At 60.8% G+C, this 16,435-nt stretch carries 17 protein-coding genes; 14 read left to right on the top strand and 3 right to left on the bottom strand.

Annotation, left to right across the window (positions count from 1 at the left end; translation table 11 throughout):
* Positions 1 to 8: 8 nt before the first annotated feature.
* Positions 9 to 1,058, bottom strand: coding sequence for a folate-binding protein YgfZ (locus tag AU182_RS11705; protein ID WP_082859394.1), 1,050 nt, complete (start codon positions 1,056 to 1,058; stop codon positions 9 to 11).
* A gap of 118 nt (positions 1,059 to 1,176) precedes the next feature.
* On the opposite strand from AU182_RS11705, the gene AU182_RS11700 reads away from it, so the two are divergent.
* Positions 1,177 to 1,422 (top strand): succinate dehydrogenase assembly factor 2, encoded by a 246-nt coding sequence (locus AU182_RS11700; protein WP_066965261.1) that lies wholly within the window; start codon positions 1,177 to 1,179, stop codon positions 1,420 to 1,422.
* Positions 1,397 to 1,897 carry a protein YgfX gene (locus tag AU182_RS11695; RefSeq protein WP_066965258.1) on the top strand — a complete coding sequence of 167 codons (501 nt, stop codon included), beginning with the start codon at positions 1,397 to 1,399 and terminating at the stop codon, positions 1,895 to 1,897. The genes AU182_RS11700 and AU182_RS11695 overlap by 26 nt, the downstream gene beginning before the upstream one ends.
* A 28-nt stretch (positions 1,898 to 1,925) precedes the next feature.
* On the opposite strand, the gene nadB is transcribed toward AU182_RS11695, so the two are convergent.
* Complete coding sequence (nadB, locus tag AU182_RS11690; RefSeq protein WP_227718239.1) at positions 1,926 to 3,617, bottom strand: L-aspartate oxidase; 1,692 nt, start codon at positions 3,615 to 3,617, stop codon at positions 1,926 to 1,928.
* A 155-nt stretch (positions 3,618 to 3,772) separates the two neighbouring features.
* On the opposite strand from nadB, the gene rpoE reads away from it, so the two are divergent.
* The 5 genes from rpoE (at position 3,773) to ycjG (ending at position 8,185) form a co-directional block, all read left to right on the top strand.
* Entirely contained in the window at positions 3,773 to 4,387 is a 615-nt protein-coding gene (gene rpoE, locus AU182_RS11685; protein WP_066965255.1) for an RNA polymerase sigma factor RpoE, read from the top strand.
* Between the two features lie 265 nt (positions 4,388 to 4,652).
* Positions 4,653 to 5,342: a sigma-E factor negative regulatory protein gene (locus AU182_RS11680; protein WP_082859393.1), complete on the top strand. Its 690-nt coding sequence runs from the start codon at positions 4,653 to 4,655 to the stop codon at positions 5,340 to 5,342.
* A gap of 94 nt (positions 5,343 to 5,436) precedes the next feature.
* A complete protein-coding gene (locus AU182_RS11675; protein ID WP_193754337.1) occupies positions 5,437 to 6,504 on the top strand; it encodes a MucB/RseB C-terminal domain-containing protein in 1,068 nt (355 codons plus the stop codon).
* Between the two features lie 52 nt (positions 6,505 to 6,556).
* Positions 6,557 to 7,060, top strand: a complete 504-nt coding sequence (locus AU182_RS11670; RefSeq protein ID WP_066965248.1) for a SoxR reducing system RseC family protein — start codon at positions 6,557 to 6,559, stop codon at positions 7,058 to 7,060.
* A gap of 177 nt (positions 7,061 to 7,237) precedes the next feature.
* Positions 7,238 to 8,185: an L-Ala-D/L-Glu epimerase gene (gene ycjG, locus AU182_RS11665; protein WP_066965245.1), complete on the top strand. Its 948-nt coding sequence runs from the start codon at positions 7,238 to 7,240 to the stop codon at positions 8,183 to 8,185.
* Positions 8,186 to 8,218: 33 nt separating this feature from the next.
* Here ycjG and mpaA read toward each other — a convergent pair whose 3' ends face one another.
* Complete coding sequence (mpaA, locus tag AU182_RS11660) at positions 8,219 to 8,947, bottom strand: murein tripeptide amidase MpaA (RefSeq protein WP_066965242.1); 729 nt, start codon at positions 8,945 to 8,947, stop codon at positions 8,219 to 8,221.
* A gap of 223 nt (positions 8,948 to 9,170) precedes the next feature.
* Between mpaA and AU182_RS11655 the strand changes: the two genes are divergently transcribed.
* The 7 genes from AU182_RS11655 to recO all read left to right on the top strand — a co-directional run bounded on the left by AU182_RS11655 (position 9,171) and on the right by recO (position 16,432).
* On the top strand, positions 9,171 to 10,586 hold the full coding sequence (locus AU182_RS11655; RefSeq protein WP_066965239.1) for a DegQ family serine endoprotease: 1,416 nt from the start codon (positions 9,171 to 9,173) through the stop codon (positions 10,584 to 10,586).
* Positions 10,587 to 10,776: 190 nt separating this feature from the next.
* Complete coding sequence (gene lepA / locus AU182_RS11650; RefSeq protein ID WP_066965236.1) at positions 10,777 to 12,582, top strand: translation elongation factor 4; 1,806 nt, start codon at positions 10,777 to 10,779, stop codon at positions 12,580 to 12,582.
* A gap of 88 nt (positions 12,583 to 12,670) precedes the next feature.
* Positions 12,671 to 13,447, top strand: coding sequence for a signal peptidase I (lepB, locus tag AU182_RS11645; RefSeq protein WP_066965233.1), 777 nt, complete (start codon positions 12,671 to 12,673; stop codon positions 13,445 to 13,447).
* A gap of 67 nt (positions 13,448 to 13,514) precedes the next feature.
* The gene (locus AU182_RS11640; protein WP_066965230.1) at positions 13,515 to 13,961 is read left to right on the top strand and encodes a DUF4845 domain-containing protein; all 447 of its coding nucleotides are present in this window, start codon (positions 13,515 to 13,517) and stop codon (positions 13,959 to 13,961) included.
* Positions 13,962 to 13,964: 3 nt separating this feature from the next.
* On the top strand, positions 13,965 to 14,648 hold the full coding sequence (gene rnc, locus AU182_RS11635) for a ribonuclease III (protein ID WP_193754336.1): 684 nt from the start codon (positions 13,965 to 13,967) through the stop codon (positions 14,646 to 14,648).
* A gap of 90 nt (positions 14,649 to 14,738) precedes the next feature.
* Positions 14,739 to 15,650: a GTPase Era gene (gene era / locus AU182_RS11630; protein ID WP_066965227.1), complete on the top strand. Its 912-nt coding sequence runs from the start codon at positions 14,739 to 14,741 to the stop codon at positions 15,648 to 15,650.
* 17 nt (positions 15,651 to 15,667) lie between these two features.
* Positions 15,668 to 16,432, top strand: coding sequence for a DNA repair protein RecO (recO, locus tag AU182_RS11625; RefSeq protein ID WP_227718238.1), 765 nt, complete (start codon positions 15,668 to 15,670; stop codon positions 16,430 to 16,432).
* The last annotated feature ends 3 nt before the right edge of the window (positions 16,433 to 16,435 follow it).

The raw sequence follows: 16,435 nt of genomic DNA, 5'->3' as shown, positions 1-16,435 counted from the left end.
GCCGTGCGCTACGCCAGCGGGTCGGCATCCGCGTCGTAGGGTAGTTCCAGTAACTCGAGTACGCGTCCGTCGGACAGTTGCAGGCTCTCGCCATCGGCGACTTTGCTCTTGGTCAGTACCGCGAGCAGTTCAATCACCTCGCCACCGCTGGCAAATACAATATTGCCCACGCTGGAGCCGCCGCCCGGCAGAAATATTTCGGCACCGGGTGCCGGCACCGTGCCCGCGTCAATACGCGCGCGGTACATGCGCCGTTTGGCGGCGCCCAGGAACTGCATACGCGCGACCACCTCCTGCCCGGTATAGCAGCCTTTTTTAAAGCTTACGCCGCCCAGCAGGTGCAGATTGAGCATCTGCGGGATAAACGTCTCACTGGTGCTCTCGAACAGCAGGGGCAGGCCTGCTTCGATCAGATGCATTTGCCACTGCCGGTAGCCCGCGGGAACGGCGGGATTACCGCTCAGGGTTTGCCACAGATCGGCGGCCTGCAAGGCGGCCACCTGAATCAATACCATGCGCTCATTCACGCAGGCCGCGACGGCGCGCTGGCCATTGTGGTCGAAAGTGCGCAACTGCCCCGGCACCAGGTCGGTACCGGCACTGTTGGAGAGGCTCAAAAGCTGGCTGGCGGCCTTGCCGGCGTCCCGGCCACACAGGGCGAGCCAGCGTTGCTCGTTGCTGATGTCGGCAAGTTCGGCCTTGAAGAAGACCGCATACTTTTTCAGTGCGTTGAGGGCCGTGGATACCAGATCGCGCGGCAGCAACAGCACGAATTCACCTTGGTCGATTTTCAGTGCGTAGAAGGCGCTGATCATCCGTCCCTTGGGGTTACAGTGGCTGCCGAGTGTCAGTTGCTCGTCGGGCAAATTGACCAGATCACAGGTGAGCTGGCCCTGCAGGAATTTCTGGCTGTCCGGGCCTGAAACGGAAATCGCACCCATGGGGGTGAGGTCGATCAGTTGCAGGTCCTTGTCAGAGCCGGGTTCAAACTCTGCGGTACCGTCGACCCATCGGGCGCCCTGGCTGCTGAGATAATCCTGCCACTGTTGCTGATCCATGCTGAGCTCGCTGTTTTTTTACTGCAAATGGGTGTCCGCAGTATCTGGGGGTTTTGCCGCGGGATTTCAACTACCGCTATACTGCGCGCAATTCGCAACCTGTGTTTGAGAGAGAAGTATGGATCGCAATCGCCTGTTTTGGGCCTGCCGTCGCGGTATGTTGGAGCTGGATCTGGTTTTGCTGCCGTTTCTGGAGAATGTGTACGAGACTCTCTCCGAGGAAGACAAGCAGCGCTTCATCAAGCTGCTGGACGAGCAGGATCAGGATCTGTTTGGCTGGTTCCTGCGCCGGGAAGACCCGCAAGACCCGGAACTGAAGAAAATCGTGCAGATCATCCGTGACAACACCGGTCTGCAGGACTGAACCCTCCGCCCGCGGCGACTCGGCCACGGCCGGTCGCGGCGCTGCGGGCGTCAATGCCGCGTCCAGTGGACGCAGCGCACGGCTGGCCTGCGACCTTCGCGCCTCGCGCCTCCTGCAGCTCGGTGTCATGCTGATGGCTGTTCAGGCCACCCTGCTGCTCGCGATATCGCGCCTGCCCTGGGTACTGGTGGCCCTGGCGATCCCCCTGATTATTGTGTTTGCCGTTTTCGAGTGGCGGCGGGTTGCTGCTTCCGAAGGGCGCTTGTCCACGTCCGATCATCGCTGGTACTGGCACCCCAAGGGGGGTGCAAGACGCGCGTTTCAATTCTGTGGTGAGCTGACCCTGTGGCGCTGGCTGATTGTGATCAACGGCCGCGACGCAGATGGTCGGCCCTTGCGCCTGGTGCTGTGTCGGGATGGCGCCGACGCCAGTGATTGGCGCCGGCTGCAAGTGGCTTTGCGCTATGCCCGTTAAGCGGGCGGCAGGAACCGGGATGCCCGCTTCAGTGGGCGGGTGAAAGATCGATAAACTGGCGCTGGTTGGCGAAGTTTTCCGGGACCAGGATGGTGTCCATGGCCAGCTCGCGCAGCCCGGGATAGTCGAGGGAGTAGTGCAGCCCGCGACTCTCGCGACGGTCCAGCGCGGAGCGGATGATCAGCTCGGCGACTACCGCGAGGTTGCGCAGTTCGATCAGGTCACTGGTGATTTTGTAGTTGGCGTAAAACTCGCGAATCTCCTGCTGTAGCAACTTCACCCGGTGCTCGGCGCGCAAAAGCCGCTTGCGGGTGCGCACAATCCCCACAAAGTCCCACATAAAGCGCCGCAACTCGTCCCAGTTGTGCGAAATCACAACGTCTTCATCGGAATCTGTGACTCTTGATGCATCCCACGCCAGGGCCGGCCTGGGCGGGCTCACTGCGGCCAGGGTTTCGTCGATGTGCAGGGCCGCGGAGCGCGCGTAGACCACACATTCCAGTAACGAGTTGCTCGCCAACCGGTTGGCCCCGTGCAGGCCGGTAAACGTGGTTTCCCCGATGGCGTACAGCTGGTCGAGGTCGGTGCGGCCGTGCTGGTCCACCATCACGCCGCCGCAGGTGTAGTGCGCGGCCGGCACCACCGGAATGGGCTCTTTGGTGATATCAATCCCGTACTCCAGGCACTTGCGGTACACCGTGGGGAAGTGCTCGCGCACGAACGCCGGGTCTTTGTGGGAAATGTCCAGGTAAACACAGTCGGCGCCCAGGCGTTTCATCTCATGGTCGATGGCGCGGGCGACGATGTCCCGCGGCGCCAGTTCGCCGCGCTTGTCAAAACGCTGCATAAACCGCTCGCCGCTGGGGAGCTTGAGCTGCGCACCTTCTCCCCGCAGTGCCTCGGTGATCAGCATGGATTTTGCTTTGGGGTGGTATAGGCAGGTGGGGTGGAACTGGTTGAATTCCATGTTGGCCACCCGGCAGCCCGCGCGCCACGCCATGGCAATGCCGTCGCCACTGGCCCCGTCCGGATTACTGGTGTAGAGGTAGGCCTTGGAGGCGCCGCCGGTCGCAAGTACCACCGCACGCCCCTGAAAGACTTCTACTTCTTCCGTTTGCTTGTTGTAGACGTAGCTGCCGGCACAGCGGAAGCGTCCTGTGGCTGCGTCCGGCTGGCGGATCAGGTCGAGGGCGATATGGTGCTCGAAGCAGTCAATGTTCGGGCTCTGGCGCACCCGCTCGATCAGGGTGGCGTGCACCGCCCGCCCGGTGGCATCGGCACTGTGGATGATGCGTCGATGGCTGTGCCCACCTTCTTTCGTCAGGTGGTAGTCGCCATCTTCCTCGCGGGTGAAATCCACGCCCTGGTTGATCAGCCAGTGCACGGCATCGTGGCTGTTTTCCACGGTGAAGCGCACTGCATCCGGGTGGCAGAGTCCGGCTCCTGCATCTAATGTATCCGCTATATGGGCGGCTACCGAGTCCGTCTCGTCGAGCACGCCGGCGATTCCACCCTGGGCAAACCAGGTGGACCCGTCGCGCAGGCGCTGCTTGGAGAGCAGTGCCACACGGTGGCGTGCCGCCAGATGCAATGCCAGGGTCAGGCCGGCAGCGCCACTGCCGATGACCAGAACATCGTAGTGCTTGTTACTGCCGTTTTTTCGGGTGTCTGCGCGGGTGCTGTCGCCGGTACTCAAGGGTTCCTTCGCCTCGTCGCTCATAGAGTTTTATTCAGGTTGAGGGGGGCGTAGTATACGCCATCTTAAAAAATACCGATTTGTCAGGAACTTATGACCGAATTTCGGTGTCTTGGACACAACAGAATAATCCTGAGTTTGTGGCCAGTTTGGGCCGCAACCGTGGTTGGGAGTAGGGGATGACAGGGCAACAGGCGTCACCAAGTGACCGCCAACTGGTGGAGCGGGTCCAGAAGGGGGACAAGCGCGCCTTTGACCTGCTGGTGCTCAAGTACCAGCACAAGATTATGGCGGTGGTCAGCCGTTATATTCACGACCATGCCGAGGTGCATGATGTGGTGCAGGAGGCGTTTATCAAGGCCTACCGTGCACTGGCGAATTTCCGTGGGGAAAGTGCCTTCTATACCTGGATGTACCGCATCGCCATCAATACCGCCAAGAACCACCTGGTGTCGCGCAGCCGGCGCCCACCGTCTTCCGATGTTGATCTGGAAGATGCCGAGTACTACTCCGGCGCCGATCTGCTGCGTGATAACGAAACCCCCGAGAATCAGCTGTTCCGCGATCAGCTGGAGGCTACCGTGCACCGTGCGATTCGCGAGCTGCCGGAGGACCTGCGCTCCGCGGTGACCCTGCGTGAGATGGAGGGGCTCAGTTACGAGGAAATTGCCGAGGTGATGGGCTGCCCGGTGGGTACCGTGCGTTCACGTATCTTCCGTGCACGCGAGGCGATTGACCGCGCTGTGCAGGCGGCGATGGCGGGCGAGCCAGAGCCGGCAGACGGGCGCGGCTGATTTTCCGGGCGGGTGTGCGATGCGGGGCCATAGGTGGTGTTATGTATCGTCTAATATTTAGTCAGTTTTGTTTTGTGGCGGGCTCGGCTGGTAGCTTTTTGGTCTAAAACGGCCGTGTGACTGGCACGACAGGCAAATAGATCGATCAATTCACACAAATTTTGCCCGCACGTAAAACTTTTCCGGTTGAAGCCGGTCTCAGAAACCAACACACAGGATGTGCTTGCCACATCCACTGAATTGCACTGAAAGAGGGTTGGCCCGTATGTCCCACGGGAATCATCAACAGCGTTTGAATGAATCGCTATCTGCCCTGATGGATGGCGAAGCCTCCGAGCTGGAGATTCAACGTCTACTTAAATCGAGCGATGCCACTGGCGGAGACTTGCAGCAGCGTTGGTCGCGCTACCAGTTAGCGGGTAGTGTGCTGCGGGGCGAGAAGGTCGCGCCGGTGGATCTTGGTCTGGCGGCCAGTATCTCGGCGGCGATCGCGGATGAACCATCACTGGCGGAAAGTGCGCAGCCTGCGGCGGCCAATGACGCCGGAGAATCCGGCCGCAGTCGCTGGTGGCGCCCGTTGTCGCGCGGTGCTGTTGCTGCCACCGTGGCATTTGCCGCGGTACTGGGTGTACAGCAGATGCAGTCGCCGCAGCCGGGTGCTGAACTGGTAGCCGAGCTGGAGCGTCCGGCCCAGCAGCCTGTGCAGTCCGCTCCCCAGCCCAGTGGTTTCCTTGTGCCTACCCTGAATACCCGTCCGGTAAGTACCGCGCCGCAGCTGGTGCCTGAGCAGCGAGTGGGCAGCCCGTCACCGCAGGTGCAGATAGTGCCTTCTCCTGAGCTGATGCGTCACCTCAATCGGGTTATGCTCGAACACTCGGAGCAGGCGGCCCGTGTCGGCAGCCAGGGCATGGTGCCCTTTGCCCGTGCCACCTACGGTGAACGCACGCCGGAGTAGATTTTCGGTTGGCGTTTTCTTGGGCGGCCGGTATGCAGAGTCAGCCGGCGCCCAGCGCAATTCCCTTGATGTTAGCCACCAATAAAGAATGATCATGGCGAAAGTTTTCCGTTATTCCGCCCTTAAAGCCAACAGCTCGCTGTTGGCTTTTTTGCTGGCGGCCGTTCCCCTGCTTCCTTCGGCCAGCGCGCAAAGTGCGGTGCAGGAAGAGGCTCCGCAACCCTCGGCCCCCGTGCCGGACAGTAACCCTGGTGGTGCGGCGCAAGCTGCGGATCCTGGCGACGGCGTGCCTCCGGGTCTGGGTATACCGGCCTCGGATGTGGAAACCGAGGCGTTGCTGGCAAAACTGGCTGACGCCGTGGCAAATCTTGAGTACCGCGGGCTGGTGACCTTTGAGCATGTCGGGGTGATGGAGACGCTGGAGGTGTTTCATGGCGTGCGCGATGGTGAGCAGATCGAGCGCATCCGTTACCTGACCGGGGCACCACGGGAGATGGTGAGCCGTGGGGTTGATGCCCAGTGTCGGCGCGATGGCAGTCCGCTGTCCCGCACCGGGCTGTGGAGCAGCGCCGGTTTGCAGAATGTACAAAATATTTATCGCTTCCTGATTCGCGGTGAAGAGCGTATCGCGGACCGCGAGGCAGTGGTGCTGGAAGCGCGTCCACGCGACCCCCATCGGTTTGCGGTGGTGATCAGTGTGGATAAGGAGACCGGCCTGCCACTCAAGTCCATGCTGGTGGCACCTGCCGGGCGCGTGCTGGAGCGCTTTCAGTTTGTCGAGGTCGACCTGACACCGATCAAAGACAGCGACCTGCAGCCGCAATCGGACGATGCCCGGGAGAGCGACGGTTCCGGAAAGTGCGGCAGTCTCTCCAGCCGCTGGCAGCTGGGCTGGGCGCCCACAGGCTTCAGGGCGGTGGCGACGCGCGCGCTGTCCGATGGCGAAATGCTGGTATTCAGCGACGGGCTGAATGCCTTTACGGTGTTCGTGCAGCGACTGAAACCGGAAATGAACTACACCGGGCGCGCCGTGCGTGGCGCCACGGTGGCGTATATGGATCACCTTGAGGTGGAAGGTGAGCGCTTTACCATTACCGTTGTGGGCGAGATTCCGGATAATACCGCCCGCCTGGTTGCCAGAGCGGTGAAGGCCAGGAACTAATAGTGGGTGAAGTGTTTGTGTTTAGCGCCAGTAAAACAAGTGTGGCAAACCCATGATTGAAGAGCGCGGACGCGTGGTGGCCCTGGAGCAGACCGGTGTCTGGCTGGAAACGGTGCAGCGCAGCGGTTGCCACAGTTGTGCCGCCAAATCTGGCTGTGGCACCGGGCTGCTCGGGGACTTCTGGACCAACGCCTCGCGGGTGCGTGTGGCAGTTGCACCGAAGGCCCTGGCACCCATTCGTCTGCACGATACGGTGGTTATCGGTATCGCTGAAAACACCCTGGCGACCAGTGCGCTGCTGGTCTATCTGCTACCCCTGGTGCTGCTGGTGCTCGGTGCCCTGGGAGGCGACGCGCTGTTGAGTGCGTTGGCAGCAGGTGAGCCAAGTGGTGAATCCGGTGCAATGCTCGGCGCGCTGGCGGGGCTCGCGCTGGGCGCACTGCTGGTGCGTGTTTACAGCCATTTCAACCGTCATAATCCAAATATGGCACCGCAGTTCTTGCGGGTTGAGGGCGGGGGCACACCCTGTTCCATTCCGGCGGTGCAGCTGCCCTGATCCTCTGGGCTGTTCGGTCCTCATGTGTGTTCCCTTCCTCTGAATATTCCGCGGCGTTCCCTGTGGGAATGTCGCCGTCTTTCACTTTTCCCCAATCACTCCGCAAATAACTTCCTACACTGAGTGCTGACTGGCGACGGCGGTGGTTGCAGAGCGATTTCAATCAGGAGAGCGCAGATGTTTGAGGGGAAGTGTTATGCGGAAAGTTGGCCTTTGCGCACGGCTTTTGTCATTTCCCGCGGTGTGCGCACAGAGGCTTGGGTAGTAGTGGTGGAACTGTCCGCCGAAGGCGTTACCGGAGTGGGGGAGTGCACCCCCTATCCGCGTTACGGCGAAAGCGTCGAATCGGTACTCGCCGAAATTTCGTCCGTGCTGCCGGCGCTGGGTGAAGGTCTGAGCCGTGAACAATTACAGGAAATCATGCCGGCGGGTGCAGCGCGCAATGCGATCGATTGCGCGCTGGAGGACTGGCAGCGTAGAAAGTCCGGGGGCGTGATTGGTCATCCCGGCTGGCTCCCCACGGTGCAAACCCTGGTGATCGATGAGCCGGCGGCAATGGCGCAGGCGGCGCGGGCCGCTGTGGCGTCGGGGGTAACGGTGCTCAAGCTCAAGCTCGACGGGCAGCGCGTGCTCGAGCGCGTGGCCGCGGTGCGCACTGCGGCCCCGAGCAGCCAACTGGTGATCGACGCCAATGAGTCCTGGGCCGAGCAGGGGCTACCCGAGCTGTGTGCCGCGCTGGCTGAGCAGGGGGTCGACATGCTGGAGCAGCCGCTCCCGGCCGGGGAAGACACGTTTCTGGGGGAATTCCCACATCCATTGCCGATTTGCGCGGATGAAAGTTGTCACACCCGTGCTGACCTGCCCAGGCTCAAGCCCCTGTACGACATGGTGAATATCAAGCTGGACAAGGCCGGCGGGATTCGCGAGGCCGAGGCGCTTGCGGAAGCCGCGCGGGCGCAGGGTTTTGCGGTGATGCTGGGGTGTATGTTGTGCACGTCCCGCGCGATACGTGCCGCCTGGGGCCTGGGTGAGCAGGCCCGATTTGTGGACCTCGACGGCCCCACCTGGCTGGCCAAGGACGTCGATCCGCTGCGGTTTGCCGATGGCGGCGTGTACTGGACCTGAGCTGCGCCTACCTAATTGCGGTCCGGCTCCGGTTCAGGTGATATAGCGCAGCAAGTCGGTGGTGACGGCCAGGTACTCTTCGCTGGCCACATCCGCAGAAATCGGCGGGTACTCCAGGGTGATGCAGGGGTACTGATGTTCCGCGGCCCAGGTACCGAAGGATCCCGGGGTCTGGTACCCCAGATCGGTCACCAGTGGCAGCTCCATACGCTCGGCCAGCCAATGGCCCAGCGGGCTCTGCAGCGGGTCCTCCACGCAGGCCAGGGGTTCGTGGATGGAGACCATCCAGGCGGGCTCCAGCTCGGTGACCAGTCGGCACAGGGCCTGGGTTTCCGGCTCCGAGGCAGGGCGGTCGCCGCTGGACAGGTATACATCGCGCTCATCGGCTGCGCTGTTCCAGCGGTAGACGGTGCCGCCACCTTTCCAGTTGATGGTGGCGAAGTTTCGGTTCAGGTCCACCCCGCGGGCGTTGCAGCGGGTGCCCAACTGGCAGCCGTCCGGGTTGACCGCGAGAATCACATGATGACGGCGTTGCCCGGCCTGGAGCGTACGCAGCGCGCAGGACAGGGTGACTACCGCCGCCACTTCATCCCCGTGGGTGCCGGCCATCACTATACCCGTGTGCTCGTCACAGACTTCGGCGGGAAAGTAAAACAGGGGCGCCCCGAGAACCGATTGCCCGTACTGCAGGCGTTGGCCCTGGAATAGCCCCCGGTCAGTGCGCGGGCGCAACGCCGGAGTGGGGTCTCTGTGCTGGGTCATGGATTCCTTAACACTGTTTTACACTGGGTTATGAGAACTTTTCCGCGAAATCTCTAACTAACAGTGTGGTACTGGTCATCCGGGGTTGCCCGGAGATCCGGCCGGTAATGGTACCCGTCGCCGACAGAATGCGATGATATCCGCCTCCGGGCGGCAATCCGGGTCGGCTTGCGGAACGCACTTTAATGAATATTAGTAAAAGGGCCTTTCAGGGGTAACAAATATGGTTGCACGCTACTCGCAGTTTTTGCTTGCACTTTGCTATCTGGTTTCTCTTTCTCTGGCTTCCACCGCGGCGCATGCGCGCGGTCTGCCGGAACTGACCGACCTGATCAAACAGAACTCTCCCGCGGTGGTGAAAATCAACACCGTGGAGCGCAGTCGTGTATCGCGCAATTCGGTGCCGCCGCGCTATCAGCAGGATATTCCGGACATTTTCCGCCACCTGCTGGAGCCCCGTGAGCGGCAGCAGCGGCCCGTGGCCAGCATGGGCTCCGGGTTTATCATTTCCAAGGATGGCTACGTGGTCACCAATAACCATGTGGTGGACGGCGCGGACGAAGTCCTGGTGACGCTGACAGATCGCCGCGAGTACGAGGCCAAGGTGGTGGGTACCGACCCGCGCTCGGACCTCGCGCTGCTGAAGGTGGATGCGGATGATTTGCCTTCTGTGCGCTGGGGAGACTCAGAACGTATGGAAGTGGGCGAGTGGGTGGTGGCCATTGGCTCACCCTTTGGCCTGGATTACTCGGCCAGCGCCGGTATCGTCAGCGCCATGGGTCGCAGCATCCCCAATGAAAGCCGGGAAAACTATGTGCCCTTCATCCAGACCGACGTGGCAATCAACCCGGGTAACTCCGGTGGCCCGCTGTTTAACCTGGATGGTGAAGTGGTGGGCATCAACTCGCAGATCTATACCCGCAGTGGCGGCTCTATTGGCTTGTCCTTTGCCATCCCCGCGAGCCTGGCGCAGGACGTGGTAGCGCAGTTGATGGAGAAGGGGCGTGTGGATCGCGGCTGGCTGGGTGTCGGTATTCAGGACGTGGATCGCAAGCTGGCCACCGCCATGGGCCTCGGCAAACCCTCCGGCGCACTGGTGGGCCAGCTGGAGGCGGGTTCCCCGGCCGACAAAGCCGGTATCAAAGTCGGGGACATCATCACTCGCTTTAACGGCCAGAAAATCAACATGTCCGGCGACCTGCCCCATGTTGTGGGCCAGACCCGCCCGGGCAGCGAAGTACCGGTATTACTGATGCGGGAGGGCAATCAGGAAAAGCTCAAAGTGCGCGTGGGTGCGCTGCCTGGCGATGACGGCGACCAGCAGGCGTCCGTTGCACCGCAGAGCTCGGATGTTGGCGGTCGCCTGGGTCTGGTGGTGGATGAGATTCCCGATGGCCTGAAGCAGCGCCTCGGCGTGGAGAGCGGCGTTATCGTGAAGCAAGTGGTGCCGGGCAAGGCCGGTGCCAATGCCGGCCTGCGCAGCGGGGATATCATTGCCCAGCTCGGCTTCGATCAGGTGGAATCCCTCGCGGATTACCAGAAGATCGCCAAGAAACTGCCCAAAGGCGAGCTGTTGCCGATCCGCTTCTTCCGGGGTGGCCAGCCCACCTTCCGCACTATCCAGATCGAAGAGGATTAAACCTCTGAATGGGCGGGCTCCCGCGGTTGCCACGCCGCGGTTGGAGCCCGGTCAAGCGCCCGGAGCCCTTGAGCACTCGGGGCTCCGCGGAGATTGGATGCACTTTTCCTGCAACCTGTTAGACTTGCGCCCACAGCGCGGCCCGGTCCGCCCATTAACTCACTGATTTTTAAAAGGTTTTATCCTCGCAGTGGCCACTGATCTCTCCCATATCCGCAACTTTTCCATCATCGCTCACATCGACCACGGGAAATCCACCCTCGCCGACCGTTTTATCCAGGTCTGCGGCGGCCTGACCGAGCGTGAGATGGCCGCACAGGTCCTCGACAGCATGGACATCGAGCGGGAGCGGGGCATTACCATCAAGGCCCAGAGTGTGACCCTGGATTACACCGCTCGCGACGGCAAAACCTACCAGCTGAACTTCATTGATACGCCCGGGCACGTGGACTTCTCCTACGAAGTTTCCCGCTCGCTGGCGGCCTGTGAAGGCGCCTTGCTGGTGGTGGACGCGGCACAGGGTGTGGAAGCCCAGTCAGTGGCCAACTGCTACACCGCCATTGAACAGGGCCTGGAAGTGATTCCGGTACTGAACAAAATGGACCTTCCCCAGGCCGAGCCGGAAAAGGTGGCCGAGGAAATCGAAGACATCATCGGCATCGATGCCACCGAGGCGACCCGCTGCAGTGCCAAATCGGGCATTGGCGTGGAGGACGTGCTGGAGGATCTGGTGCGTCTGGTGCCGCCCCCGGTGGGTGATGTGGAGGCGCCGCTGCAGGCCCTGATCATCGATTCCTGGTTCGACAGCTATCTCGGCGTGGTGTCGCTGGTGCGGGTCATGCAGGGCACCCTCAGTACCAAAGACAAGATTGTCACCAAGTCCCTCGGCCGTCCCCATGTGGTGGACAGCGTGGGCGTATTTACTCCCAAGCGCAAAGAGACCGGCGTACTGCGTGCCGGCGAAGTGGGCTTCGTGGTTGCCGGTATCAAGGACATCCACGGCGCCCCCGTGGGTGACACCCTGACCCATGCCAAGGGCGCGGAAGATGTGGACATGCTGCCGGGCTTCCAGAAGGTCAAGCCGCAGGTCTATGCCGGTCTGTTCCCGGTAAGCTCTGATGATTACGAAGCCTTCCGTGATGCGCTGGACAAGCTCTCGCTCAACGACGCGTCCCTGTTCTACGAGCCGGAAACCTCCGACGCCCTGGGCTTCGGTTTTCGCTGTGGCTTCCTCGGCATGCTGCACATGGAGATCATCCAGGAGCGTTTGGAGCGCGAGTACGATCTGGATCTGATTACCACCGCGCCCACTGTGGTGTACGAAGTGCAGCTGACCAATGGCGAACTGGTCAACATGGACAACCCCTCGCGCATGCCCGACCTGGGGATGATCGAGGAGATGCGCGAGCCGATCGTGGAAGCGAATATCCTGGTTCCGCAGGATTACCTGGGTAACGTGATTACCCTGTGTATCGAGAAACGCGGTATCCAGAAAGATATGCAGTACGTGGGCGGGCAGGTTTCACTGCGCTACGAGCTGCCCATGAGCGAAGTGGTGATGGACTTCTTCGATCGCCTGAAATCGGTTAGCCGCGGGTTTGCATCGCTGGATTACAACTTTGTGCGCTTTGACCCGGCAAAACTGGTGCGCCTTGATATTCTGATCAACGGTGAACGAGTGGACGCCCTGGCCGTGATCCTGCACCGCGACAATGCCCAGCAGCGCGGGCGTGCCTTGGCGGATAAGATGAAAGAGCTGATCCCACGGCAGATGTTCGATGTGGCGATCCAGGCGGCGATTGGCGGTCAGGTGATTGCGCGTACCACGGTTAAGGCACTGCGCAAGAATGTAACCGCGAAGTGTTACGGTGGTGACGTTACCCGTAAGAAAAAGCTGCTGGAAAAGCAGAAAGCCGGTAAGCGCCGCATGAAGCAGCTGGGCAGGGTAGAAGTACCCCAGGACGCCTTCCTGGCTGTGCTGAAGGTAGATAACTGATTTGAGGCCGAGCCGGCCTCGTACCCGGGCGTGAAGACCGGTGTTTTGGACAACCATCGATAAGAACCCGTCAGAAAGAGACGTTTGAATGGATATCAATTTCCCCCTTATTTTGCTGTTGCTGGTGGTGGTGACAGGGGTTATCTGGCTGCTTGACCTGTTGCTGCTTGCGCCGGGGCGCAAGGCCCGCGCCGACAAAGGACAGCAGGTTGAAGAGCCGGTGGTGGTGGAATATGCCAAGTCTTTCTTTCCGGTGCTGGCCATTGTCTTTGTGTTGCGCTCTTTTATTGTCGAGCCCTTCCAGATCCCGTCGGCCTCTATGGACCCCACCCTGCAGGTCGGGGACTTTATTCTCGTCAACAAATACGCCTACGGGCTGCGCCTGCCGGTATCCCGTACCAAAGTTCTGGATATCGGTGAACCCAAGCGCGGCGATGTGATGGTGTTCTTTCCGCCGCACGCCAATGAAACCTATTACATCAAGCGTGTGATCGGTTTACCGGGTGACGAGATCCGGCTGGTCAATAACCAGCTGTATATCAATGGCAAGCCGGCACCCCAGGAGCTGATCCAGGCGTTACCCCCGGGTAACCCGCAGAAAGAGTTCCTGTGGGAGGAAATCGACGGTCATCGCCACCTGATGGCGAAACAGGTGGTGCCGACGCAATACGGCAATGTACGTACGGTGGTGGTGCCCGAGGGGCATTACTTCATGATGGGGGACAACCGCGACAACAGTCTGGATAGCCGCAAGTGGGGCTTCGTCCCGGAGAAAGACATTGTCGGCAAGGCCTTTGCAATCTGGATGCATTGGGACAAACTATTGAGCCTGCCGAGCTTTGAGCGGGTAGGCGGCATCGAGTAGGACTCTTTGCCCAATCATTGACTGGAACCATGGACCGGCATTAATAACGATAAAACGGTACTAGAGAATGGCTTTACAACAACATACACCGTTCGCTGGACAGCGGGGCATGAGTTACTGGGGCTGGCTGTTTGTTATTGCGGTATTTGGGTTTGGCCTGACCATCGTGTCCAAGATGGGGCCAGCTTATGTGGACGCGCACTTTGTGGAAGAGGGGCTGGTAACCCTCTCCAAGCAAAGCGGCATCCGTGAGATGAGTAACAGCGAAATCAAGCGCGAGCTGGATCGCTTCTTTACCATCAACAATGTGCGTGGCGAGCCTGCACAATCGGTAAAAATTATCCGCGGTGCGGACAGCACCCTGGTAAGCATCAACTACGAACTGCGTCAGCCGCTTCTTCACAATGTGGATGTGGTGATGAAGTTCGATAAACAACTGAATACTGCCAAGCCCGAGCTCTGCTGTGAGCCTCTGGTGGATCTTGAGCAGTTTCGCAAGCGAGACGAATACTGACCGGTGACCGACGACCTCCACCTGCAACGACTTGGCAACCGCCTTGGGTACCAGTTTACCCGGGCGGATTTGCTCACCCTGGCCCTGACCCATCGCTCCCACGGCAGCCGCAACAACGAACGGCTGGAATTCCTCGGTGACTCCATTCTCGGGTTTACTATCAGTGCTGCCCTGTTTGAACAGTTTCCGGAAGGGCGCGAAGGTCAGATGAGCCGCCTTCGCGCGCAGCTGGTGAGCGGTGAGACCCTTGCCAAACTGGCACGCGAGCTGGAGCTGGGAGAATGCCTGCGCCTCGGCGAAGGGGAAATGAAAAGCGGTGGCCACCGCCGCGCGTCCATCCTTGCGGATGCGGTAGAGGCCATTATTGGCGCCATTTACCTGGATGCGGGCCTGGAAGCCGCGCGTGAGCGCGTACTGGCCTGGTTCGCCCCGCGCTTGCAGAACCTCTCGCTGGAAACCGCCAAGGACCCCAAGACGCGGCTGCAGGAATGGCTGCAGGCGCGGCAGAAGCCACTACCCGACTACCAGGTGGTCGAGGTTGCCGGCGAGGAGCACTCCCAGCAGTTTGTGGTGGAGTGCCGCGTCGATGGGCTCAACCAGCCGGTGCGCGGTACGGCCAGTAATCGACGGGCGGCGGAGAAGGCCGCCGCCAGCGAAGCCTACGCCCGACTGACCGGGCAAGCCTGACTCTATACTCACCATCAGTAGCCAAAGCATATTTTTTACACCGGTCGGTATACGGCCGGTGCGCAGGCCGAAGAGGCCCGGAGATTTTTTTTGAGCGATTCCAATACCTCGCCTACCCGCTGTGGTTATGTGGCCATTGTCGGCCGCCCCAATGTGGGCAAGTCCACCCTGTTGAATCATGTGCTGGGGCAGAAGATCTGTATTACCTCGCGCAAGCCACAGACCACACGCCACAATATGCTCGGCATCAAGACCGAGGGTGCCAACCAGATCATCTTTGTGGATACGCCGGGACTGCATGCGGGGGAAGAAAAGGCAATCAACCGCTATATGAACCGCGCGGCAATCAGCTCCACCCGCGACGTGGACGTGGTGGTGTTCGTGGTGGAGCGCGCCCGCTGGACCGAGGGTGACGAGCTGGTCGCACAGAAGCTGCGCGGGCTCAAGTGCCCACTGATTATTGCGATCAACAAGGTGGATCAGCTCGAGGACAAGAACGCGCTGCTGCCACAGCTGCAGGCACTGGGCGAGCGCTTTCCCGAAGCGGAAATTGTGCCTATCTCGGCGCTGCGCGAAGCCAACCTCAAGGCGCTAGAAGATGTGATCGTGCAGCGCCTGCCAGAGGGCATACATTTTTACGAAGAAGACCAGATTACCGACCGCAGTTCGCGCTTTCTCGCTGCGGAAATCGTGCGTGAAAAAGTTATGCGTCAACTCGGCGCCGAAATTCCATACGCGGTGACCGTGGAGGTCGAAGAGTTTACCCAGGAAGGAAAAGTCCTGCATATCAGTGCCGCGATTCTGGTGGAGCGCAACGGGCAAAAACGCATTCTGATTGGAACCAAGGGCGAGCGCATCAAGCAGATCGGTCAGCAGGCGCGTGTGGACATGGAGCGCCTGTTCGACAGCAAGGTGATGCTCAACCTCTGGGTGAAAGTGAAATCCGGCTGGTCCGATGACGAGCGCGCATTGCGCAGTCTTGGCTACGTCGACAAGCGCTAACCGGGCAAGCAACCACCGTGCAGCAGCTGCCTCCGCAACCGGCGTACATTCTGCACTCCCGGCCTTTCCGTGATTCCAGCCTGATTCTGGAGCTGCTGACCCCCGACTTTGGGCGCATCGCCTGTATTGCAAAGGGCGCCCGGCGTGACAAGCAGCGCCGCCAGAGCGCCCTGCAACCGTTTTCCCCCCTGTTAGTGACCCTGCTCGGGCGTCACGACCTTAAAACACTTGGTCCGCTGGAAAGTGCCGGTCAGCCCGCGTGGCTGAAGGGTCGCGCCGTCTACGCTGGCCTCTACGCCAATGAATTACTGGTGCGTTTGTTGCCGGAGGGGGAAGGATTTCTCGCGATCTTTGCCGGCTATCAGCAGTTACTGGGTGCGCTGGCGGGCGCCTCCGGGGATCACAGCGCGGAGCTGGAATTGCCCCTGCGGATGTTTGAACTGAATGTGCTGCGGTCATTGGGGAGCTGCCCGGATCTCGCCTATAGCCCGCGCGACCACGGAGCCGTGCGAGCGGATGCGGTGTATCGGCTGACCGCCGAAGATGGCTTTGTGCCAGTGGTGGTGCCGGCCGGGCAGGCGTTGCGCAGCGCCGACTTCTCCGGTGCACACCTTCTCACTCTGTCACAGTTACTGAATTCGGCCGGGGAGGGGGAGAGTTCACCGCCGCCGGATGTTCTGGCCGCGGCCAAGCGACTCACCCGACAATTGCTGCAGCCCCTGTTGGGAAATCGCCCCCTGAAAAGTCGCGAACTTTTTCGCCAGGTCTACAGCGAAGGTTGACGG

The organism is Microbulbifer sp. Q7, assembly GCF_001639145.1.
GTDB lineage: Bacteria > Pseudomonadota > Gammaproteobacteria > Pseudomonadales > Cellvibrionaceae > Microbulbifer.
This window is presented reverse-complemented; position numbering and strand designations above follow the sequence as displayed.